This window comes from Rhodococcus sp. NPDC056960 (assembly GCF_042674125.1).
In the GTDB taxonomy this organism is placed as follows: Bacteria; Actinomycetota; Actinomycetes; order Mycobacteriales; family Mycobacteriaceae; genus Rhodococcus_F.
Genome location: NZ_JBHURF010000002.1, coordinates 306,285 through 328,191 on the forward strand (window position 1 = coordinate 306,285; position 21,907 = coordinate 328,191).

17 protein-coding genes are annotated in these 21,907 nt (G+C 68.4%); 9 read left to right on the forward strand and 8 right to left on the reverse strand.

Annotated features, from left to right (window positions below):
* Positions 1-24 precede the first annotated feature (24 nt).
* Positions 25-954 (forward strand): LysR family transcriptional regulator, encoded by a 930-nt coding sequence (locus ACFTWF_RS04470; RefSeq protein WP_378460061.1) that lies wholly within the window; start codon positions 25-27, stop codon positions 952-954.
* Positions 955-964: 10 nt separating this feature from the next.
* Here ACFTWF_RS04470 and ACFTWF_RS04475 read toward each other — a convergent pair whose 3' ends face one another.
* Positions 965-2,089 (reverse strand): PucR family transcriptional regulator, encoded by a 1,125-nt coding sequence (locus tag ACFTWF_RS04475; RefSeq protein ID WP_378460062.1) that lies wholly within the window; start codon positions 2,087-2,089, stop codon positions 965-967.
* Between the two features lie 223 nt (positions 2,090-2,312).
* On the opposite strand from ACFTWF_RS04475, the gene ACFTWF_RS04480 reads away from it, so the two are divergent.
* The gene (locus ACFTWF_RS04480; RefSeq protein ID WP_378460063.1) at positions 2,313-3,713 is read left to right on the forward strand and encodes an amino acid permease; all 1,401 of its coding nucleotides are present in this window, start codon (positions 2,313-2,315) and stop codon (positions 3,711-3,713) included.
* Between the two features lie 92 nt (positions 3,714-3,805).
* Here the strand turns inward: ACFTWF_RS04480 and ACFTWF_RS04485 are convergent, their stop codons facing one another.
* Positions 3,806-6,655, reverse strand: a complete 2,850-nt coding sequence (locus ACFTWF_RS04485) for an FAD-binding and (Fe-S)-binding domain-containing protein (RefSeq protein WP_378460064.1) — start codon at positions 6,653-6,655, stop codon at positions 3,806-3,808.
* Positions 6,656-6,706: 51 nt separating this feature from the next.
* Between ACFTWF_RS04485 and ACFTWF_RS04490 the strand changes: the two genes are divergently transcribed.
* Together ACFTWF_RS04490 and ACFTWF_RS04495 are read left to right on the forward strand one after the other, a co-directional pair.
* Positions 6,707-7,435, forward strand: coding sequence for a GntR family transcriptional regulator (locus ACFTWF_RS04490; protein WP_378460065.1), 729 nt, complete (start codon positions 6,707-6,709; stop codon positions 7,433-7,435).
* Between the two features lie 36 nt (positions 7,436-7,471).
* On the forward strand, positions 7,472-8,506 hold the full coding sequence (locus tag ACFTWF_RS04495; RefSeq protein WP_378460066.1) for a glutamate ABC transporter substrate-binding protein: 1,035 nt from the start codon (positions 7,472-7,474) through the stop codon (positions 8,504-8,506).
* A gap of 17 nt (positions 8,507-8,523) precedes the next feature.
* Here ACFTWF_RS04495 and ACFTWF_RS04500 read toward each other — a convergent pair whose 3' ends face one another.
* The 4 genes from ACFTWF_RS04500 to ACFTWF_RS04515 are packed head-to-tail and all read right to left on the reverse strand — an operon-like array spanning position 8,524 to position 12,787.
* Positions 8,524-9,207: a phosphonatase-like hydrolase gene (locus tag ACFTWF_RS04500; protein ID WP_378460067.1), complete on the reverse strand. Its 684-nt coding sequence runs from the start codon at positions 9,205-9,207 to the stop codon at positions 8,524-8,526.
* Positions 9,208-9,251: 44 nt separating this feature from the next.
* The gene (locus tag ACFTWF_RS04505) at positions 9,252-10,964 is read right to left on the reverse strand and encodes a cobalt chelatase (protein WP_378460068.1); all 1,713 of its coding nucleotides are present in this window, start codon (positions 10,962-10,964) and stop codon (positions 9,252-9,254) included.
* Between the two features lie 10 nt (positions 10,965-10,974).
* Positions 10,975-11,943, reverse strand: a complete 969-nt coding sequence (locus ACFTWF_RS04510) for an AAA family ATPase (RefSeq protein WP_378460069.1) — start codon at positions 11,941-11,943, stop codon at positions 10,975-10,977.
* Between the two features lie 16 nt (positions 11,944-11,959).
* The gene (locus ACFTWF_RS04515; protein WP_378460070.1) at positions 11,960-12,787 is read right to left on the reverse strand and encodes an IclR family transcriptional regulator; all 828 of its coding nucleotides are present in this window, start codon (positions 12,785-12,787) and stop codon (positions 11,960-11,962) included.
* Positions 12,788-12,985: 198 nt separating this feature from the next.
* Here ACFTWF_RS04515 and xsc point away from each other — a divergent pair, with 198 nt between their 5' ends.
* The 5 genes from xsc to ACFTWF_RS04540 all read left to right on the forward strand — a co-directional run bounded on the left by xsc (position 12,986) and on the right by ACFTWF_RS04540 (position 19,159).
* Positions 12,986-14,794 carry a sulfoacetaldehyde acetyltransferase gene (gene xsc, locus ACFTWF_RS04520; protein ID WP_378460071.1) on the forward strand — a complete coding sequence of 603 codons (1,809 nt, stop codon included), beginning with the start codon at positions 12,986-12,988 and terminating at the stop codon, positions 14,792-14,794.
* A gap of 155 nt (positions 14,795-14,949) precedes the next feature.
* Positions 14,950-15,705, forward strand: a complete 756-nt coding sequence (locus ACFTWF_RS04525) for a TSUP family transporter (protein WP_378460072.1) — start codon at positions 14,950-14,952, stop codon at positions 15,703-15,705.
* 123 nt (positions 15,706-15,828) lie between these two features.
* Entirely contained in the window at positions 15,829-17,502 is a 1,674-nt protein-coding gene (locus ACFTWF_RS04530; protein ID WP_378460073.1) for an amidohydrolase, read from the forward strand.
* Entirely contained in the window at positions 17,499-17,720 is a 222-nt protein-coding gene (locus tag ACFTWF_RS04535) for a hypothetical protein (RefSeq protein WP_378460074.1), read from the forward strand. The genes ACFTWF_RS04530 and ACFTWF_RS04535 overlap by 4 nt, the downstream gene beginning before the upstream one ends.
* Entirely contained in the window at positions 17,717-19,159 is a 1,443-nt protein-coding gene (locus ACFTWF_RS04540) for a sodium:solute symporter (protein WP_378460075.1), read from the forward strand. Before ACFTWF_RS04535 ends, ACFTWF_RS04540 begins: the two co-directional genes overlap by 4 nt.
* Here the strand turns inward: ACFTWF_RS04540 and ACFTWF_RS04545 are convergent.
* Together ACFTWF_RS04545 and ald are read right to left on the reverse strand one after the other, a co-directional pair.
* A complete protein-coding gene (locus tag ACFTWF_RS04545; protein WP_378460076.1) occupies positions 19,129-20,592 on the reverse strand; it encodes a PLP-dependent aminotransferase family protein in 1,464 nt (487 codons plus the stop codon). The genes ACFTWF_RS04540 and ACFTWF_RS04545 overlap by 31 nt on opposite strands.
* A gap of 103 nt (positions 20,593-20,695) precedes the next feature.
* On the reverse strand, positions 20,696-21,817 hold the full coding sequence (gene ald, locus ACFTWF_RS04550; protein ID WP_185726606.1) for an alanine dehydrogenase: 1,122 nt from the start codon (positions 21,815-21,817) through the stop codon (positions 20,696-20,698).
* Positions 21,818-21,907 lie beyond the last annotated feature (90 nt).

The following is a 21,907-nucleotide window of genomic DNA, read 5'->3' on the forward strand; positions in this document are numbered from 1 at the left end:
CCGATCACCGTTTAGGATCTCTATATGAATATGAGCTTGGCGCACCTCCTCGCACTCCGGGAGCTGGCTCGGCGGGGAACGATGATCGCGGTCGCCGAGGAGCTCGGATACACGGCCGGCGCGGTATCGCAGCAGATCGCAGCGCTGGAGAAGACCGTCGGCGCCCAGCTCGTCACCAAGGTGGGACGCAATGTCGTGCTCACCGACTCCGGTACCGTCCTGGCCGAACACGCCGCGAGGATCCTGAACGCGGAACAGGCGGCCCGCGATGCGCTGCGCGCGGTGCACGACGACGTTGCCGCGCCTCTCCTCCTCGGCACGTTCGGCAGTACCGCTGCGGCGCTGCTGCCGCCGGTCGTGGCCGCCGCGAAGCGCAAGTATCCGCAGCTCGGCCTGAGCAGCCGCGAACTCGATGTCGACGAGGCCGCCACCGCGGTGCAACGCGGCCATGTCGACGTCGCCTTCGGACTGGACTACCCCCACTCGCCGATGCCCCGGACCCCGGACATCGAGATGATCACCCTGCGCAGCGAACTTTTCGGGCTCGCCGTCTCCCCCGGCGCCTACGGCATCCGCACCGAGGGCACCATCGATCTGCGTGAGGCGGCGGAGTGGAACTGGATCCTGCCCCCGGCGGAAACGCAGTTCGGTCGCGCGGTGCGCACGGCCTGTCGGCAGGAGGGTTTCGAGCCGGTCGTGCGACACGAAATCGTCGATACCGCCGTCTCGCTGGCGCTGGCTGGAGAGGGGCTGGGAGCCGCTCCGGTCACGGACATGATGATCCGGCTCAACAGCTCGGTGCCGATCATCCGGGTCGACCTCACCCAGGAGATCGGCCGGCGCATCGTGCTGATCCGGCTCGCCGGCTCGGACATCAGACCGACCGTGCGGGCCGTCACCGAGATCGTGCGCGGCGTCGTCGACCCGAGTGCGACCGGGGCGCGGCAGGCGTGATCGCCGGGCGTCAGTCTGGATGTCCCGTTGCGCCGCCGGAGTATTCGTCGACGAGGAAGCGTTCGAGGGTGAGACCGAGGTGCAGTTCCAGCCGCTGCGCGCCCACCGACAGGCTCAGTCCGGTGATCTCCTCGATCTTGGCGAGTCGGTAGTAGAGAGTCTGACGGTGAATTCCGAGCGCTGCCGCGGTCGCGCCGGTGTCGCCCGCCTGGTCGAGATACGTTCGGGCGGTGGTGAGCAGGTCGAGGTTGCGGTGGTCGAGCAGGGCCCGCACCGCCGGTGTCAGCACGGCATCGGCGAGCGCGCCGGAGGGTCCGCACGCCGCCAGTCGATAGATGCCGAGTTCGTCCCAGTGGACTATCGGTCCCATCGACGCGTCGTGCCGGGCCGCCCGGACGGAAAGTGCGGCTTGCTGCCAGCTCCGCCGGGCGGAACGCAGCCCGTGACACGCGCCGCCCACCCCGACCACGGCTCCGGCAGCCGCGCCGCTGTCGGCGATGGACCGCACGGGGTCGACGGCGCCCTCGGTGGCGGGAACCACGACCGCGGTCAGTGATCCGATCTGCGCCACCAGGGTCCGCGTGCCGGGCGCCGGGAGGTGGCCGTCGACGGCCAGGACGGTCAGTGCGCAGCCGTCGGGGTAGAGGCTGGAGTCCTCGATGCGAGTGAGCGCGCGGGCGTGGGCCTTTCGGTCGCCGTCGAGGAGGTCGGCGACCGCGACCGCCAGGTCGTCGCGGCCTCGCGAGGTGTGGGCGAGTTGGGCGCCGGCGTGCCCGGCCAGCGCCATCACGGCGGCGAGGTCCTTCTCCGTGACGGTGCTGTTCTCGTCCGGCAGAACGAAGAGGTATCCATACGCCGCACCCGCGTAGCGGGCCGGCAGGCAGATCCGCGCCGACGCGTCGATGTCCGGGTTCTCCGGCGTCACCACGGGGCGCGTGGTATCGGCGATTCCGAAACTCTCGTACCACGCGCGGGCCTCCGGCGGGCAGCTGCGAGTGAGGATCGACTGCACCCGATCCTTGTCGACGCCCGGCGACTGGGTGCTGTAAGCGATCAGCGAAAACGCCCTGTCGACCAGGACGACCGATGCCGAGAGCCGTTCGGCCACCTCGGTGACCATTTCATCGAGTGTCACTTCACCATCTCCGTGAACAGCGTATTTCGTGCGCGATAAGTATGGCGATCAAGGGGAGTCGGCCATACAACTGTCTGACCGGCGGTGGGAAAAGTTCTGACATCCGTCCCTGGCATGCTACGTGGTTCGTCGTTACGTTGGTCACACGAACGCCGCGCCGACGAATCTCGAGGCACTGGTCGCGGTGTCGATCTCGTGCCCGACTCGACCTTTGGAGCGTGTGATGCCCACTCTCGAACAACCGCCCGAGACGTTGCAGAAGTCCTTGAAACAGCGGCATCTGACGATGATCGCGATCGGGGGTGTGGTCGGTGCCGGTCTGTTCGTGGGTTCGAGTGCCCTGCTGCACAGTTCCGGTCCGGCAGCGTTCGTGTCGTACGCGATCACCGGCGTGGTGATCGTGCTGGTAATGCGGATGCTCGGCGAGATGGCCACCACCAACCCGTCGACCGGGTCGTTCGCCGGGTACGCCCGGAAGGCGTTCGGCGGGTGGGCCGGTTTCACCACCGGGTGGCTGTACTGGTTCTTCTGGGTCGTCGCGGTGGGGGCCGAGGCGGTCATCGGCGGCAAGCTGCTGCAACGGTGGATCGACCTGCCCTCCTGGGTGATGGCGGCGGCGTTGTTGCTGGCGATGGTCGCGACCAATCTGCGGTCGGTCCGCAACTTCGGTGAGTTCGAATACTGGTTCGCCGGAATCAAAGTGGCCGCGATCGTGCTGTTCCTCGGGCTGGGCGCCGCATACGCGTTCGGCCTGTGGCCGAGTCGATCCGCCGATTTCACCAACCTCACCGACCACGGCGGGTTCACCCCGAACGGCTGGACGGTGATCCTGTCCGGTGTCGTCGTCGCCGTCTTCTCGATGGTCGGCCCCGAGATCGCGACCATCGCCGCCGCGGAGTCCGCGGAACCGGAGAAGGCCGTCGCGAAGGCCACCAACTCGGTGATCGCGCGGGTCGGATTCTTCTACATCGGGTCGGTGCTGCTGCTGGCGGTCATCGTTCCGTGGACGGACGTGAAGGTCGGCCAGTCGCCGTTCGTGGAAGCCCTGACCCACATGGGAATTCCGGGTGGTCCCGACATCATGAACGCCGTCGTCCTCGTCGCGGTGCTGTCGTGCCTGAACTCCGGTCTCTACACGTCGTCGCGGATGCTGTTCACGCTCGCCCGGCACGGTGATGCGCCGCAGGGCATCGCCAAGCTGGACCGGCACGGTGTTCCCCGCAACTCGCTGCTGCTCGCGACGCTCGTCGGGTTCGCCTGCATCGGACTGGATTACCTCTCGCCCGACACGGTGTTCGCCTTCCTGCTCAACGCCTCCGGCGCCACCATCCTGATGGTGTATCTGATGATCGCGCTGTCGCAGATCAAACTGCGCGGCTTGATGACTCGTGAGGAGGTCGGGCAGCTGCGTCTGAAGATGTGGCTGTTTCCCTACCTGTCGATCCTCGCCGCCTGCGGAATTTTCGCGGTGCTGGTGTCGATGTTCGCCGTCGAGTCGTCCCGCTCGCAAATCACCTTGAGTGTCGCCGCGCTCGCCGTCACGCTGATCGCCTACCGATTCCGGCGTCGCAGCACTCCGAAGAACCCACTGGCACACGACATCGTCGCTCCTGCCGCGAGGTAACGCACCCCCGTACGGGGCGGTGGCGAGTGAGACCGACCACGGTCTCCGCCGCCGCCCCGTTTCGCGTGTCCGGTCGGAACGGTCGATGACGGTCAGTCCCGTCGGTCCGAGGCGTCGGCGTCGAGCCGTGCCGCGAGGAGCTGCGCCAGGTGGTCGCCGCGGCGGTCGGTCAGATCCGACAGCTGTGTGCGGCAAGAGTATCCGTCGGCGAGGATGGTGGTGTCTGCGTCCGCCGCCGCCACCGCGGGCAGCAGTTGCTGCTCCGCGACGGCCACCGACACCTCGTAATGCCCCTTTTCGACACCGAAGTTGCCGGCGAGGCCGCAGCATCCGCCCAACCGCTGCACCTGGGCGCCGGCCTTCTCCAGCAGCTGCGCGTCGGGGCTCCATCCCATCACCGAATGGTGGTGGCAATGGGGTTGTGCGACAACGGACGTGCCCTCGAGGGACGGCGGTTCCCACCCGCGGTCGGTCAGCAGTTCCGCAAGGGTGCGGGTGGCGGCGGCAACGGGTTCGGCGGCTGTCCGACCGAGCAGTTCCGCCGCGTCGGAGCGCAATACACCCGTGCAGGACGGTTCCATCCCGACGATCGGTATCCCGGCGGCGGCACTGCCGGACAGCGCATCGACGGTGCGCCCGAGGATCTTCTTCGCCGCGGTGAGCTGCCCGGTGGAGATCCAGGTGAGCCCACAGCACTGCTGCTTGTCCGTCAGTTGCGGCCGGTAGCCGGCGGCCTCGAGCACCCGCACGGTGGCGTGCCCGACCTCGGGGGTGAAGTAGTTGGTGAACGAGTCCACGAACAGCATCACCGGGTCGCCGGTGGTGGCGCGGTCGTGCTCGGTGGCCTTGAACCAGGACCGGAACGTCTGCTTCGCGAACGGGGGAATGGCGCGACGTCGGTCGACACCCGCCGCGGACAACGCGAGCGGACCGATGCCGGGAATCCGCATGGCCGCATTGACGACTCCCGGCGCGTGGCCGGCGATCTTCGCCCACCGCGGCAACCAGCCCAGGGAGTAGTGCGCGGCCGGACGGATCCGGCCACGGTAACTCTGGTGCAGCACCTCGGACTTGAACGCGGCCATGTCGACGCCGGTCGGGCAGTCCGAGGAGCACCCCTTGCAGGACAGGCACAGGTCGAGGGCGTCGTGGACCTCCGGGGATCGCCACCCGCCGTCGACGGCGGTGCCGTTGATCATCTCCTGCAGCACCCGGGCCCGGCCGCGGGTGGAGTCCTTCTCCTCCCGGGTCGCCTGGTACGACGGGCACATCACGCCCCCGGTGGCGGTGTTGTCGGCGCGGCATTTTCCGACGCCGGTGCAGCGGTGTACCGCCTGCGTGAAGTCGCCGTCGTCGTGGTGATAGGCCAGGGCCAGGTTGCGGCGGACCAGCGGCGCGGCGGGTATCCGCAGATCCGCGTCGACTGGGCGGGGGTCGACGACGACACCGGGGTTGAGGATGTTGTCCGGGTCGAAGGTGTGCTTGACGGCGGCGAAGAGGGCCATCGCGTCGGGCGAGTACATGAGCGGAAGGAGTTCGCTGCGGGCGCGTCCGTCGCCGTGCTCTCCCGACAGCGATCCGCCGTATCCGGCGACGAGTGTGCTTGCCGCCACGAGAAATTCGCGAAAGATGCCGCTGCCGCCGGGTGCGCCGAGCGGCCAGTCGATGCGCACGTGCAGGCATCCGTCGCCGAAGTGCCCGTACGGCAGTCCGGTGACGCCGTACTCGTCCATCAGGGCGTCGAAGTCGCGCAGATAGTTGCCCAGCATCGCCGGTGGCACCGCGGCGTCCTCCCAGCCGGCGTGTGCCGGCAGTCCGGCGGGGCTGCGCCCGGCGAGGCCGGCGCCGTCGGCGCGGATCCGCCACAACTGCGCGGTGCGGCCCGCGTCGGTGACCACGAGGCTGTCGACGGCGCCGCAGTCGCGCCCGACCTGCCGGGCCGCGGCGATCGTGTCGTCGAGGTTCTCGCCGACCACCTCGACGAACAACCAGGCCGCGCCCGCGGGCAGCGGCGGCACGGCGGCGGGCCCCCGGCGTTCCCGCACGACGTCGACGATCCGGGAATCGATGCCCTCACAGGCCGTCGGGTCGAATTTCAGCACCAGCGGGGTCGCGTCCCCGGCCGCCGCGATGTCCGGGTAGCCGAGCACGACCAGCACCCGGTGCGCGGGTTCGGACACCAACCGCACGGTGGCCTGGGTGGCGACGGCGAGGGTGCCCTCGGTGCCGACCAGCATGCGGGTGACGTCGAATCTGTTCTCCGGCAGGAGGTGTTCGAGCGCGTACCCGGACACCTGACGGCCGAACTGCCCGAGTTCGGTGCGGATGGTCGCCAGCCCGGCGCGGGTGACCTCCCCCAGCCGGGACAGCGTCGGCGACTCGGGCATCGATCCGGCCGCGCCCAGTCGCAGCGATTCGCCGGTGCCGGTCAGCACGTGCAGGCCCGTGACGTTGTCCGAAGTGCGGCCGTAGCCGAGAGTGCGGGAACCGCACGCGTTGTTGCCGATCATGCCGCCGATGGTGCAGCGGGTGAACGTCGACGGATCGGGCCCGAATCTCAGACCGTGCGGGGCCACGGCCTGCTGCAGCACCGTCTGAATCGTGCCCGGTTCGACGGTGGCGGTCTGCGCGTCCGGGTCGATCGAGAGCACCCGGTTCAGGTGCCGGCTGAAGTCGAGGATCAGCCCGGTTCCGACGGCGTTGCCCGCGACGGACGTGCCGCCGCCGCGACTCGTCAGCGGTACGCCCTCCCGGCGGCACACCGCGAGCGCCGCCGCGACCTCGTCCGCATGCCGCGGGCGTGCCACGACCAACGGTCGCACCCGGTAGAGGGACGCGTCGGACGAATAGGCGGCGCGGGTGGTGCCGTCGGAGCGGACGTCGCTCACTCCCGAACTGCGCAGCTCAGCGGCCAGTGATTCAGCGGAGATCATTCGTAGCATGCTACAGCTTCTAGCATGCTACGACCAGCCTCGGGTTGTTACAGTGATCGAGTGGCAGATGAAGTTCTCGAACTCGAACCGCTCGCCCCGTTCGCGGGACGACGGATGGAACAGGCGATCGCGGCCGTCCGGGCCGCCATCGACGACGGCCGCATGAAGCCGGGCGTGAAGTACTCGGTCTACCAACTCGCCGAGGGCCTCGGCATCTCCCGCACCCCCGTGCGGGACGCGCTCCTGCGGCTCGAAGAAGTGGGCCTCATCAAGTTCGAGGCCCGCCAGGGATTCCGCATCCTGCTGCCCCAGCCCAAGGAGATCGCCGAGATCTTCGCCGTCCGGCTGGCGTTGGAGCTACCCGCGGTCCGCAAGGCCGCCACCACGGCGAGCACCACGCTCCCCGATGCCCTGCTCAGGCAACGGCGTCTGATGCAGGATGCCGCCGCCGTCGGCGACGAAAACGAGTTCGCCCACCACGATCTCGGACTGCACGACCTCATCCTCGACGCCGCCGACAACGGCCGCGCCCGGGCGATCGTCAAGACCCTCCGCGAGACCACCCGGCTCCTCGGCGCCACCACCGCCGAACAGACGAGGACCCTCGCCGACATCGACAACGAACACGCCCCCATCATCGACGCGATCATCGCCGGGGATCCCGTGGCAGCGGAGGCCGCCATGCGCACGCATCTGGAGAACACCGGGAAACTTCTCATCACCCAGGCACTCCGCACGACGGAATCCACGCAGTCCGTGGACGAGATCTGGTCTGCGGTCATCCCGTGACCTGACCGCATGACCTGACGGAACGAGCAGCAGCCGATGACGAGCATCAGTCTACGAACCCGGGGCGCGAGACGATCCCGCGGCGGCGCCCGTGGACGGTACTGGGCGGCGCTCGTCGCGGCAGTCTCGCTGGCTACGGCGTGCGCGGCGCCGGCGGCCCTGCCGCCGCCCCTCGCCGGTGACTACTCCGGGTACTCACTACCGGACGGTGCCCAGATCCTGCCGCCCGTGAGCAGCGCTCCGCTGCCCCCGCCGGATCCGAACTCCTGCGGCGCACTGTCGAGCCTGCGACCCGATCCCACCGTCCGGCCGGAGACGGCGCCACCCGGTTCGGCGCTGGCCGCGATCCGCGCGCGCGGGCGCCTGATCGTCGGAACCGATCAGAACACGAACCTGTTCAGTTTCCGGGATCCGAAGACCGGCACGCTGCAGGGGTTCGACATCGACCTCGCGAGGGAGATCGCCCGCGACCTCTTCGGCGACCCGTCCAAGGTGGAATTCCGGCTGCTCACGTCGGCGGGCCGCTTCGACGCGCTCGAGAACAACGACGTGGACCTCGTGATCCACGCAACCTCCATCACGTGCGAACGCGCTGCCCGGGTCGGGTTCTCCACCGTGTACTTCGAGGCGTATCAGCGACTGCTGGTCCCGGAAGGGTCCGGCATCTCCTCGCCCGCGGACCTGGCCGGCAAACGGGTGTGCACGTTCATCGACACCACCTCCCTCGCGACGATCCAGCGCGTGGCACCCACCGCGACGATCGTGGGCGTTCCCGACTGGGACGACTGCCTGACCACGTTGCAGCTGGGTCAGGCCGACGCGGCCAGCACCGACAACTCCATCCTCGCCGGCCTCGCGGCGCAGGATCCCAACCTCGAGATCGTCGGTCCGAACCTGGAACTGGAGCCGTACGGCATCGTCGCGAACAAGAACAACGACGATCTCGTGCGTTTCGTGAACGGAACACTCGAACGGCTTCGCACGGACGGAACGTGGACCCGCTTGTACGACAGATGGCTGAGCCTACTGGGACCGGCAACCGGTCCGCCCGCCCCGAGCTACCGCGACTGAACTGGATTGCCGGCCGGTCAGCTCAGCAGCTGAGGGATGTTCGCCGCGCTGTCCAGGATGTGGGTGTGCGGTTCCGGACGCAGGGTGCCGGCGTCGTGGGCACCGGTCAGCACGCCCACCACGTATCGCGCACCGGCGTTGGTGCCTGCCCGCAGATCGTTGGGGGTGTCGCCGCCGACGAGGACCTCGTCGACGCTCTGCACTCCGGCGAGCTCCATCGCGCGGAAGATGAGATACGGCGACGGGCGGCTCATTCGCACCTGATCGCTGGTGATCACGCCGTCGACGTCTCGCCCGATCTCCCAGCCGACCTGCTCCAGCAGCGGTCCCGCAATGCCGCGTGAGTATCCCGTCTGCAGAACCACTTTGACGCCGCCGCCCCGCAATGCGGCGAAGGCGTCCGCGACTCCCGGCAGTGCGGTCGGTGGTGTCTTCCGGTACGCGCCCAGGAGCATGGCGGTGAACTCGGATTCGACGGAGTCGAGAACGGCCGTGTCGGCGGGGACGCCGCTCTCACGCAGCAGTCCCTCGATGGCCTGTCGCTTGCCCGTGCCCTTCCAGCGGTCGAATCGATCGTCCGGAATCGGCGCGCCGAGATAGTTCTCGACGGTGTCGCGCAACGCCACGTACACGGCGCCGCCCTCGTCGACACTCGTACCGGCAATGTCCAAGGTGACCAGCGAAACCCGGCGTTCGGTCATGAGTGGAACTCCTTCAGTGTCGTGCCACCGGCAGGTGGCCGGTGTCAGTGGGCGATCATCGACAGCACGTCGGCGATGACGTCGCTGTTGGTACCGTGCGACAGATCGAGCGTCCGGCAACGGTCGTAGTACGGGCTCAGATCCAGCCCGACCCCCAGCCCGTACACCTCGACGTCCCGTTCGTCTTCGTGTCGCTCGACCACCTCCTGCAGGTGGTGGTCCAGGTAGAACTCGTCGTTGGCCAGCGCGGTGGCGCCGTCCAGTGGGCTGCCGTCCGAGATCACGAACAGGAGCCTCCTGCCCGGGCCGTGGGCGCGCATCCGTGTGCACGCCCAGTCGACGGCCTCACCGTCGACGCCCTCCTTGAACAGGTCGTTCTTCAGCAGTCCCGCGATGGCGGGACGTGCTCGGCGCCAGGTGGTTTCCGCGTCCTTGAACACCAGCTGCCGCACTTCGTTGAGCCGACCCGGGTTATCGAGGCGTCCGGATCGGAGCCAGTCCTTGCGGGCCCGGCCCCCGTTCCAGGCGGCGGTCGTGAAACCCAGGATCTCGCAGCGGGCGTCGGCCAGCTCGAGCGCCCGCGCGAACACGTCGACCAGCACCGCAACCGGTTCGCCGAACTCCTTCATGGACCCCGAGCAGTCGATGAGGAAGGTCACCGTCGCGTCGGTCAAGGGTTCGGTGCGTTCGGCTCTGAAGAGTCGGCGTTCGGTGGGTGAGGTGACGAGTTGCGCCAGTCGGCGACCGTCGATGTACCCCTCTTCCCGGCCGCCCTCCCAGCTTTCGCGGACGGGTTCCGACAACAGCGCCTTCAGTTGCCGTCCGAGTCGCCGGACGTTGATGTGCCGGTGATCGATGATGAGGTCGAGCCGTCGGCGGTACTCCTGGAGCAGTGCGGGCCGGACGAGCGACGCGATGTCCCGTGTCTCGTCGTAGGCGCGGGTGAAGACGCGGTATCCGTCGCCGCCGTCGCCCAGTGCGCGGCTGTGCCCCGACACCGCTGTCGCGAACGTTTCGTTCTCGTCCGGCTCGGCGTCGAAGATCAGGGAGAAGGCGGCGGCCCGCTCGGCGCGCCGGGTGTCGTCGTGCTCGTCCGGATCCGCCGCCGACTCCAGCCGGTGGCCGATCACCTCGGCGACGGCGCGCGCGTGAGTGCCGAAGTCGTATTGCGAGTGGCGGGTTCGGCGCAGGAGCGGCAGATGGTCGCCGAGGACGCCGGCCAGCGCGAACCGGGTCGACTCGATCAGGTCCTCGGTGGTCTCAGGGATCGGCTGGGCGGTGATCCGGGCCCGGCACATCTGCGTCACCGTGAACAGCAGCATGCCGTGCACGGTCTCCGTCAACCCGGACGCCACGAACTCCTCCGACCACCGCGCGAAGCGGTGGGCCAGATTCGCGAGCACGCCGACCATCGCGTCGGAGGCCAGCGACTCGACGCGGAACTGCTCCAGAGTCTCGAAGATCAGCCTGCCTGCCGTGTCGGCCGGGCACAGGCTGCGATGCAGGGCGAGATCGGTGTGGAGCAGTCGCAGGGCCATGCCGTCGCCCGCGCCGCGCACGTTCGGGACGTCGTCGTGGGCGGCGGACGGGTGCAGGTGCGGGGCGGGCATCGGCACCCGCCGGTGTCCGCGATGGAGCACCGGACCCCGAAAGTGCAACTCGCCCTGGCCGGTGAGGGCGCGGATCGCGGCGGCGCAGAGTTCGGCACTGTGCTGCCGGCGGCGGACGGCGTCTGCCCGCGTGGACAATTCGACCATGGCCGCGGACTCAGGCCACGCTCGTCGCGAGCATCGCCGACCGGTCCAGTTCCGCGTCGAAGCACCGCTGGTAGTACTCGGCGACGACGGGCCGCTCGGCCTCGTCGCACTTGTTGACGAACGACAGCCGGAACGCCAGTGCCGGGTCGTGGAAGATCTCGATGTTCTCGGCCCAGGTGATGACCGTGCGCGGCGACATCAGGGTGGACAGGTCGCCGACCCGGAAACCGTTCCGGGTCAGGTTCGCCACCGCGACCATCGACGCGAGAAGGTCCCGGCTCAGCGACGGCACCCGGGCGGACACGATCTCGAGTTCCTGTTCCGCGGGAAGGTGATCGAGGGTCGCGACGATGTTCCAGCGGTCGATCTGCGCGTGATTGAGCCGCTGCGCACCGTGATACAGGCCGTTGAGGTTGCCCAGTCCGACGGTGTTGGCGGTGGCGAACAGGCGGAACGCGGGATGGGGAGTGAGCACCCTGTTCTGATCGAGCAGCGTCAGCTTTCCGTCGCGCTCGAGGATGCGCTGGAGGACGAACATGACGTCCGGGCGGCCGGCGTCGTACTCGTCGAGGATCAGCGCGACGGGCCGCTGCAGCGCCCACGGCAGGATGCCCTCCTGGAATTCGGTGACCTGCTTGCCGTCCCGGAGGACGACGGCGTCCTTGCCGATCAGGTCGAGACGGCTGAGATGTCCGTCCAGGTTGACGCGGATGCACGGCCAGTTGAGCCGCGCCGCAACCTGTTCGATGTGGGTGGACTTGCCGGTGCCGTGCAATCCCTGCACCATCACCCGGCGGTTGCGGGCGAATCCGGCGAGCAGGGCCGTCGTCACCGCGTGATCGAAGCGGTACGCGGGATCGATGTCGGGGACGTGGTCGACGGGTTCGCGGTACGCGCGCACCGTCAGATCAGTGTCGAGGCCGAACAGTTCGCGTGCGGACACGGGGTGGGTGGGGGCCGAGGTGGTCGTGTCGGGCATGCGCCCTCCTTTTAGTTCATTCGGTCGATTCGGTGCTCGTGACCTCGTTCTCGATCTCACCGATGGCGTCGGCCGCCCGCCGCAGGGCCGGCAGGAGTTTGAGTGCCTTGTCGGGGGTGAGTCGCATGACCGGGGCCTGGACTGCGATGCAGAGGTTGGAATTGCCTGTGGCGCACGGGACGAGCACCGCGGCGCACACGAGACCGGGCAGGAACTCTTCGTCGTCGATGGCGTAGCCGTCGCGGCGGACCTGCTTGAGTTCGGCCTCGATGAGGTCGACGTCGGTGACCGTCTTGGTGGTGTATCGCTCGAGCGGCATCCGCCCGAGCAGTCGTCCGCGCTGCGCCGGGCTGAGTTGCGACAGGATCATCTTGCCGCTCGCCGAGCAGTGTGCGGGAACCCGGGATCCGGCATGGAGCGTAAACCGCAGGGGTTCCGGCGTTTCCACGCGGTCGAGGTATACCACCTCGCTGCCCGACAGGGTAGTCACGTTGCAACTCTCGCCGAGTTCCGCGACGAGATTCCGGAGGATCGCGTGCCGGGCGCCGTGATGGGTGTCGTTGAGCAGCAGATTCTCGGCGAAGCGGCGCAGGCGGACGCCGGTGCCGTAGTGCCGGCCGTTGTTCTGCCGGGTGAGGAGCCCGGCCCCCTCGAGTTGCTGCAGCATGCGGTGCAGCGTCGGTTTGGCCATGCCCGTCTCCTCGACGAGGCCCTGCAGGGTGAACAGCTGATCCTTGGACGCGATCATCTCGAGCAGGGCGAAGAGCCGGAGCGTCGGGGTGTCTCCGGGCAGCTCGGTGGTCGGGTGCCCGTTCGACTCGTTGATCCGGTGAATCTCACCCACGGTTCCTCCTCGGCCGGAATGGCGGCGCTTGCGTGCCTGTTTCGAAAAATCATACATCCCGTTCCAGTTTTGGGAACATTCGTTGACGAAGCGCGTGACGTGCCCTACAGTCACTGCACATCACAAAATCACGAACGAAACGTTCCGATTTTTGACATTCTCTGCCGTTTCCGGCGCACCCCTGAAGGAGGATCACACATGAGCAAGAAGAAGAACGGTGCCGATCGCACCGCGGTCTCCGGTGTACAGAAGATGACCCCGTCGGAGGCGTTCGTCGAGACGATGGTCGCCAACGGCGTAACCGACATGTTCGGCATCATGGGGTCCGCCTTCATGGACGCCATGGACATCTTCGCCCCCGCAGGCATCCGGCTCGTCCCGGTGGTCCACGAGCAGGGCGCGGGACACATGGCCGACGGATACGCCCGGGTCAGCGGACGGCACGGCATGGTGATCGGGCAGAACGGCCCGGGCATCAGCAACTGCGTCACCGCGATCGCCGCCGCCTTCTGGGCGCACAGCCCCGTCGTCATCGTCACCCCCGAAGCCGGCACCATGGGCACCGGTCTGGGCGGCTTCCAGGAGGCCAACCAGCTCCCGATGTTCCAGGAATTCACCAAGTACCAGGGCCACGTCAACAACCCGAAGCGCATGGCCGAGTTCACCGGCCGCTGTTTCGACCGCGCGATGTCCGAGATGGGTCCGACGCAGCTCAACATCCCCCGCGACTTCTTCTACGGCGAGATCGAGACCGAGATCCCCCAGCCCACCCGCCTCGACCGCGGACCCGGCGGGGAGAAGAGCCTCGACGAGGCCGCGGAACTGCTGGCGCAGGCCGAGTTCCCGGTGATCGTGTCCGGCGGCGGCGTGGTCATGGCCGACGGCGTCGAGGAGTGCAAGGCACTTGCCGAGCGTCTCGGTGCGCCCGTCGTCAACAGCTACCTGCACAACGACTCGTTCCCCGCCAGCCACCCGCTGTGGACCGGACCGCTCGGCTACCAGGGGTCGAAGGCCGCGATGAAGCTGATCAGCCAGGCCGACGTCGTGCTCGCGCTCGGTACCCGCCTCGGCCCCTTCGGCACGCTGCCCCAGCACGGCATGGACTACTGGCCCAAGAACGCAAAGATCATCCAGATCGACGCCGACCACAAGATGCTCGGACTGGTCAAGAAGGTGTCCGTCGGGATCTGCGGAGACGCGAAGGCCGCCGCCGTGGCCCTCACCGAGCGGCTCGAGAGCAAGGCACTCGCATGCGATGCCAACCGCGAGGAGCGCAGCAAGAAGATCGACGCCGAGAAGGCGGCGTGGGAGAAGGAACTCGACGAGTGGACCCACGAGCGCGATCCGTTCAGCCTCGACATGATCGCCGAGCAGGAAGGCGAGGAAGGCAACTGGCTGCACCCGCGCCAGGTGCTGCGTGAGCTGGAGAAGGCGATGCCGGAGAACGTGATGGTGTCCACCGACATCGGCAACATCAACTCGGTCGCCAACAGCTACCTGCGGTTCGAGAAGCCGCGCAGCTTCCTCGCCCCGATGAGCTTCGGCAACTGCGGTTACGCACTGCCGACCGTCATCGGCGCGAAGGCAGCCGCACCGGAGCGGCCCGCCATCGCGTACGCCGGCGACGGCGCCTGGGGAATGAGCCTCGGTGAGGTCATGACGGCTGTCCGCCACGACATCCCGGTCACCGCGGTCGTGTTCCACAACCGGCAGTGGGGTGCGGAGAAGAAGAACCAGGTCGACTTCTACAACCGCCGCTTCGTCGCCGGTGAGCTCGAGAGCGAGTCGTTCGCCGGGATCGCGCAGGCGATGGGCGCCGAGGGCATCGTCGTCGACAAGCTCGAAGAGGTGGGCCCGGCGTTGCAGCGCGCGGTGGCCGCACAGATGAACGAGGGCAAGACGACGGTCATCGAGATCATGTGCACCCGCGAACTCGGCGACCCCTTCCGCCGCGACGCGCTGTCGAAGCCGGTGCGCCTGCTCGACAAGTACAAGGACTACGTGTAATCCCACCATCGCACCAGGTGGTCCCCGGCGAACACGGCCGGGGGCCATCTTCGTGTGCCCTGGTACCGACGATTCGTCGCGGACTGGACCTGTCGCTTCGGCGCCGCGGCCCCCACACTTCTTCCGGAGACGACGGCGAAACGGAGTGACAGAGTATGGCGGCAACGGTGTGGGATCTGTCGCTGCCCGCCCTCCTCTTCGCGCTCGGCGTCGTCGTGGCCGGCGGCGTCGTCCGCGGCTTCGGCGGCTTCGGCGGCGCAATGGTGTGGGTGGCCGGACTCGTCGTCCTGCTCCCGCCGACGTCGGTGATCCCCACCGTCTTCGTCCTCGAGGTCCTGGCGAGCGCCGCGATGCTGCCCCAGGTGTGGCGGCAGGTGCACTGGAAGTCGTTGCGCTGGTTGTTCGCCGGCACTCTGATCGGGATGCCGGTGGGGATGTGGGCACTCACGCAGTTGTCCGGCGACCTGGTGCGGGTGCTGCTCGGTGTCGCGATCATCGGATCCGCCGTCGCCATGGCCGCGGTCCCCGACCGGCAGTCGCTGCCCGGCCCCGCGACGACCACCGCAACCGGAGTGGCGTCCGGACTCCTCAACGGCGGCTTCGCTCTCGGTGGACCGCCCGCCGTCCTGATGTACTTCTCCGCGTCCTCCCACGTCGCGGCCGGGCGCGCGTCGCTCGTCGTGTTCTTCCTCGTCATCGACGCATTCGGCGCGGCCGGTTCGGCCGCCGGTGGTCTCCTCACCGTGCCCGTCCTCGCGCAGATCGTCCTGTTCGCACCGCTGTGCATGCTCGGCGCCGCCGCCGGGAAGTGGTTGTTCGACCGCACCACCGCAGAACAGGTCCGCCAACGCGTGCTGTGGTTGCTCGGCTTCCTCGGCGCCGCCGTCCTCGTGCAGGTGGCGTTGCGGTAGAACCTCTCTCGGGCCGCGCTGGTACCGTCCCGCGGTCGTCTTCTGGCCCTGTTGCCCGCGTCACACTGCGCGCAAGGTAGTGCTCGAACTACTTCGACGCGGTAACGAAAGGCAGGCACTGTAGTGGACTTTCCCAGAAGCGCGGACAGCACGCGATCGGCCGATCTCGTCGTCCTGAACGGAACGGTCCTGACGATGGACGGGCTGGGCCGGCGGGCGAGCGGACTCGCGGCGCGCGGTGGTCGCATCGTCGCGGTCGATTCCGATCGGGCGGTGGCCGAGTTGATCGGTCCCGACACCCGGGTGCTCGACCTCGGCGGGCGCACCGCCATCCCGGGATTCGTCGAGTCGCACAATCACCCGGAGTTCTTCGGGATGACCCTGGCGGCGCAGGTCGACGCGGGTTCGCCGCCGAACGACTGCATCGCGGACATCGTGCACCGGGTCGAGCAGGCGGTGGCGGACGAGGAACCCGGCGCGTGGATTCGCGGCTATCGCTACGACGACTCGCTCCTCGCCGACGACCGGCATCCGACCCTCACCGACCTCGACCCGGTGTCGCCGGACAACCCGGTTCTGCTGACGCACGTGTCGGGGCATTTCTGTGTGGCGAACTCGGCGGCGTTGCGGTTCGCGGGCATCGATGCCACGACACCCGATCCGCCCGGGGGACGGATCGCACGGGACTCGTCGGGGCAGCCGACCGGGCTGCTGATCGAGGGCGCGGCGTTCATGGTGAATTCGCTCGTGCCGAGCCGGGGCGGCGACGAAGCGGTGGAGGCGCTGCGGCTCGCCGGCGCGGAGTACGCGCGGCACGGCGTCACGACGGTCCACGATGCGGGTATCGGGCTGATCGGCGGACGCGCCGGACTCGACGCGTACCGCACCCTCGCGCGGACCGGCGGGCTCCCGACCCGCGTGCACGGCTACCTGTTCCACGACCTCGTGGCGGGTCTCGACGAGGGCACACCGGAGGCGCCGGATCCGGCCGCCGACGACGACCGCTTCGCCCTCTCGGGCGTGAAGATCGTGGCCGACGGGTCCATCCAGGGGCTGACCGGCTGCCTCGCCGAGGGGTACACGTGCGCGCCGGACGACCACGGCATGATGCTGCTCGACCCCGACGACCTGGGACGCAGGATCGCCGCGCTGGACGCCGCGGGCTGGCAGGTGGCCGTGCACGGTAACGGGGACGCCGCCATCGAGGCGATCATCAACGGGTACGAGCGGCTCGGGGTCGAACCCGGACGCCGTCGACGGCACCGGATCGAGCACTGTCAGACGGTGCGGGAGGACCAGCTCGACCGCATGGCCGCGAACGACGTGCTGGCCTCGTTCTTCGTCAAACACGTCTACTACTGGGGCGACCGGCACCGGGACCGCTTCCTCGGGCCGGAGCGGGCACGCCGCATCAGCCCGCTGGCCTCGGCGCGCTCGCGGGGGCTGACGTTCGGCCTCCACTCGGACACCCCCGTCACCCCGGTGCCCCCGCTCGAGGGAATCTGGTGTGCCGTCAACCGGATCACCCGCAACGGCGACGTACTCGGCCCGGAACAGACCATCGACGTCGACGCGGCCCTGCGCGCCTACACCATCGACGCCGCGTACCTCGGCGGCGAGGAGGCGTCGCGGGGCAGCCTGGAGGTGGGCAAGCTCGCCGACCTCGCGGTGCTGTCCGCGGACGTCACCTCGGTGGCCCCGGAGACGATCCGGTCCCTCACCGTGGACGCGACCGTAGTCGGTGGCGACGTCGTGCACGCGAGCGACGAATTCACGTCGCCGGCGGTGGTGCGATGATCCGCAGCTGGCCGAGCGTCGTCATCGGGTTCGTCGTCCCGGCCTTCGCGATACTCGGCGGAATCTTCACGTTCGGGCGAATTCACGCCGTGCTCTTCGGCTTTCCCGTCGTCTTCCTCTGGACGTTCGTCTGTTTCCCGTTCACCACGCTCTGCCTGTGGGTCAGTTGGAGCTTCTTCGATCGCAGTCACTACCCGGACGAGGAGAAAACCGCATGATCGTCGCAGTCCTCTGTGTCGTCCTCGCCATCTCGGTGGGAGTCGCCGTCTACGCGGGATACGGCCGCCGCAACGGAGGCATCTCGGAATTCCTCGTCGGCGGGCGGTCGTTCCCCGCCTGGCTCGTGTACTTCCTCGCGGTCGGTGAGGTGTACAGCATCGGCACGCTGCTCGGATTCCCGTCGGGCATCTACGCCCACGGTGCGAGCTACGGCGTGTGGTTCATCGGATACATCCTGCTCGCGTACGTGTTCGGCTACTTCCTCGCACCGTTGGTGTGGCGGGCCGCGAAACGGTACGACGCGATGACCGTCCCCGACATCTTCGGCAGGCATTTCTCCAGCCGCACAGTCGAATTGGTGACGTGTCTGACGCTGCTCGTGGGGCTCGTGCCGTGGGGTCAGTACCAATTCATCGGTCTGCAGGTGGTGCTGTCGTCGCTGGGGGTCAGCCTCACCCCGGTGCAGGCTGTGGTGATCGCCGGCGTCCTCGCGTTCCTGTACGTCGCGGTGTCGGGCATCCGCTCTCCCGCATACGTGTCGGTCATCAAGGACACGCTGATGGTCATCACGGTCGCGGCCGTCGGTATCGCGGTGCTGTTCGCCACCCGCGGGTCGGGGGCGGCGACCACGCCGATCCACCTCACTCCCGCCGTGAGCACCATCTCGGGTTCGGCGATGACGTTCACGATGACCACCATCGTCTTCCAGGCGCTCGTGTTCTACCTGGGGCTGGGCGCGTCGTACATCCTGCCGGCCAAATCGGAGCGTGCGGTGAAGGGCTCGACGGTGTGGATGCCGCTGTACATGCTCATCTACCCGCTGCTGGTTCTCGCCTCGTTCTACGCCCTGCAGAAGTACCCGGGCGTCTCCAACCCCAACACGATCTTCATGGTGACAGCCCGAGGCCTGCTGCCGGACTGGCTCGTCGGAATCGTGGCGTCGGGCGCGGCGCTGTCCGGTCTGCTGGTGCTCGCCGCGACGGCACTCGGCATCGGGGGTCTGGTGTCGCGGAACCTGTTGTCCGGGCTGGGGCAGCACGCGCAGAGACGGTGGAGCACCGTGTTCGTCGCCGCCTTCCTCGTGCTCGGCGCACTGCTCACGCTGTACGCCTCGACACTCATGCTCACCGTCCTCAACCTGTTCTACGGCCTCGTGGCGCAGGTGGTCCCGGCATTCCTGGTGGTGCTGTTCGCCCGGCGGGTGCCCGCGGCGGCGATCACCACCGGAATGATCGTCGGTGTGGTGCTGTCGGTGGTGCTGTACCTGCAGGGGCCGTCGGTGCTCGGCGGCATCAACAGTGGCGTGATCTCGACGGGCGTGAATGCCCTCGTGGTCCTGGTGTGGCGGCTGCTCGCTCCCGGTCCCGAACGGGAACCGGTCGCGCGCGGAGCCCGGCGGGAGGACCCTCAGCGCCGCATACTCGCCGCGCAGGCCTGACCGAGGAGGGCGGTACCTTCCTCGATCGATTTCAGTGGGATCGCCCCGTAGCCGATACGAAAGTGGTTGCGGGGCGGTACCGGCTGGGTGTAGAAGATGTCGCCGCGCTCGACGAGGACGCCGCGTTGCTCGGCCTCCCGGACGACGGCGCGGCAGTCGAGATCTTCCGGCCCGGTCATCCACAGGCTCACCCCGCCGGGCGGATACGGTTCCTGCGACCACGGGAGGTACTTGTCGACGGCGGTGCACAGCCGCTCCCACTTGTGCTTCATCTGGGTGCGGTGGTGGCGCAGCGCCCGGTGGTATTCGCCGCTGTCGATGAGCATCGCCAGGGCCCGCTGCTGATGACCGGGTGGGTGCCGCAGCACGTAGCGGCGGGCTTTGCGCAGTTCACGCACCAGTTCCGCGGGTCCGACGAGGTAGCCCAGGCGCAGGCCCGGGGCCAGGAATTTCGAGAACGTCCCGAGATACACGGCGTCGCCGCTGGAGTCGAGCGCCTTGAGCGCCGGACTGGGACTGCCGTGGTAGCGGAACTCGCTGTCGTAGTCGTCCTCGACGATCACGGTGCCGGACTCCGCGGCGAGCTGCAGCAGGCGCTGCCGGCGGTCGATGCCGAGCGTCACGTTGGTCGGATGGTGATGGCTCGGTGTCAGATACATCAGGTCGGTGCCGCGCAGCGTCTCCGGCGGCCGCAGTCCGTGTGCGTCGACGTCGATGCCGTACACCTGGGCGCCGGTGCGCAGGAAGATGTGTCGTGCGTCGAGGTAGCCGGGATTCTCGATGGCCACGCGGTGTTCGGGCCCGAGCAGCACCCGGCCGACGAGGTCCAGTCCCTGCTGGGAACCGACGGTGACGAGCACTTCGTCGGCACTCGCCTCGATGCCGCGCGACGGCAGCAGGTGCTGGCGGATCATGTCGATCAGCATCGGGTCGTCCGCGCCGACGCTGTCCTGCAGGCTGGCATACGCGTGGGGCTGGTACAGCGCGTCGCGCAGGCATCGCACCCAGGCGCGGGCCGGGAAGCTGCGGATGTCGATCTGCCCCGCCAGGAACGGGTACGGGTACTTGTGCCAGTCGAGGTTCTTCTCGATGTGCGGAACGTCGGCATCCGGGTAGCGCCGGATGCGGGACGACCAGTCGATGCGCGGGATGGTCGCGCGGGCGTCCGAGGCCAGCGTCTCGATCATGTCGGGATTGACGAACATGCCGGACCGCTGGTGGCTCTGCACCAGACCCTCGGCGATCAGTTCCTGATAGGCCAGGTTGATCGTGTTCCGGGAGATCGCGAGATCGACCGCGAGTTCGCGTGAACTGGGCAGCCGATGGCGCGGATCGAACAGTCCGTTGGCGATGCCGTGCTCGATCGCCCGCCGCACCTGGCGGTACAGCGGCTCGGCGGAATTGCGATCGACCTCGATCAGCGTTCTCGGCACGCATCGCCTCCTGTCGATCCCGCAGCGGCCGGACGGACGCCGACCCGGCACGCCGAGAAGTTCTCGCACGAGCACTCCTCAGTATGCCGGGCCGGCGGTGAAATCAAACCAGGTGGAGCGCGTCGTCGACGCTGATCGACTCGATTCCCAGAGCGGTGCCGACGGCGTCGTTCGTCAGGCGGCCCGCGACCGTGCTGACCCCGGCGCGCAGTGCCGCGTTCTCCCTCGCCGCCCGGGCGAGCCCCTTCTCGGCGATCTGCAGGGTGTACGGCAGCGTGACGTTGGTGAGCGCATACGTCGACGTGTGGGGCACCGCGCCCGGCATGTTCGCCACGCAGTAGAACACCGAGTCGTGGACCTTGAACGTGGGCTCCGCGTGGGTGGTGGGGCGCGAATCCTCGAAGCAACCGCCCTGGTCGATCGCGATGTCGACGAGTACGCTGCCCGGCTTCATCCGTGCGACGAGCGAGTTCGAGATGATCTTCGGTGCCTTCGCGCCCGGGACCAGCACGGCGCCGATGACGAGGTCGGCCTGCATGACCTCCTGCTCGATCGAGTAGGAGTTGGCGGCGAGGGTGCGGATCCGGCCCTGGTACATGCGGTCGGCAGCGCGCAGCTTGTCGACGTTCTTGTCGAACAGGACGACGTCGGCCCAGGTGCCCGCGGCGACGGCGACGGCATTCATGCCCGAGACGCCCGCACCGATCACGACGACGCGAGCCGGGGACACCCCGGATACGCCGCCGATCAGTACGCCGCGGCCACCCTCCGGCCGCATGAGTGCCTGTGCGCCGACGAGGGGCGCGAGCCGGCCGGCCACCTCACTCATCGGGAACAGCAGGGGCAGCGACCCGTCGGGAAGCTGAACAGTCTCGTACGCAACGGAATTCGTTCCGGCGGCGAGCAGTGCCCGGGTGCATTCTTCGCCGGCGGCGAGGTGCAGGTACGTGAACAGCGTGAGGTCCGAACGCATCCGGTGGTATTCCTCCGCGATGGGCTCCTTGACCTTGAGGACCAGTTCCGCGCTCTGCCAGACAGCGTCGGCCGTGTCGAGGATCTTCGCGCCTGCGGCACCGTACGCGTCGTCGCCGATCGAGGAGCCCTCCCCCGCACCGCGTTCGACGAACACGTCGTGCCCGTGGGCGACCAGCTCGTGTACGCCGGCGGGAGTGGCCGCCACCCGGTACTCGTGGTTCTTGACTTCCTTGGGGATACCGATCCTCATCTGAGACCTCCGTTAGCTGGGGCTGTTCGCCGCTCCGGCCACGTCGTAGTGTCCGGGCGATACCGAAGTCTGGATCAGACTGGCATGGGA

Excerpts from the sequence above, each read along its gene's own strand:
- ACFTWF_RS04470 (WP_378460061.1), top strand. The coding sequence starts at position 25 with ATGAATATGAGCTTGGCGCACCTCCTCGCACTCCGGGAGCTGGCTCGG.
- ACFTWF_RS04480 (WP_378460063.1), top strand. The coding sequence starts at position 2,313 with ATGCCCACTCTCGAACAACCGCCCGAGACGTTGCAGAAGTCCTTGAAA.
- ACFTWF_RS04485 (WP_378460064.1), bottom strand. The coding sequence starts at position 6,655 with ATGCTACGAATGATCTCCGCTGAATCACTGGCCGCTGAGCTGCGCAGT.
- ACFTWF_RS04495 (WP_378460066.1), top strand. The coding sequence starts at position 7,472 with ATGACGAGCATCAGTCTACGAACCCGGGGCGCGAGACGATCCCGCGGC.
- ACFTWF_RS04500 (WP_378460067.1), bottom strand. The coding sequence starts at position 9,207 with ATGACCGAACGCCGGGTTTCGCTGGTCACCTTGGACATTGCCGGTACG.
- ACFTWF_RS04505 (WP_378460068.1), bottom strand. The coding sequence starts at position 10,964 with ATGGTCGAATTGTCCACGCGGGCAGACGCCGTCCGCCGCCGGCAGCAC.
- ACFTWF_RS04510 (WP_378460069.1), bottom strand. The coding sequence starts at position 11,943 with ATGCCCGACACGACCACCTCGGCCCCCACCCACCCCGTGTCCGCACGC.
- xsc (WP_378460071.1), top strand. The coding sequence starts at position 12,986 with ATGAGCAAGAAGAAGAACGGTGCCGATCGCACCGCGGTCTCCGGTGTA.
- ACFTWF_RS04525 (WP_378460072.1), top strand. The coding sequence starts at position 14,950 with ATGGCGGCAACGGTGTGGGATCTGTCGCTGCCCGCCCTCCTCTTCGCG.
- ACFTWF_RS04535 (WP_378460074.1), top strand. The coding sequence starts at position 17,499 with ATGATCCGCAGCTGGCCGAGCGTCGTCATCGGGTTCGTCGTCCCGGCC.
- ACFTWF_RS04540 (WP_378460075.1), top strand. The coding sequence starts at position 17,717 with ATGATCGTCGCAGTCCTCTGTGTCGTCCTCGCCATCTCGGTGGGAGTC.
- ald (WP_185726606.1), bottom strand. The coding sequence starts at position 21,817 with ATGAGGATCGGTATCCCCAAGGAAGTCAAGAACCACGAGTACCGGGTG.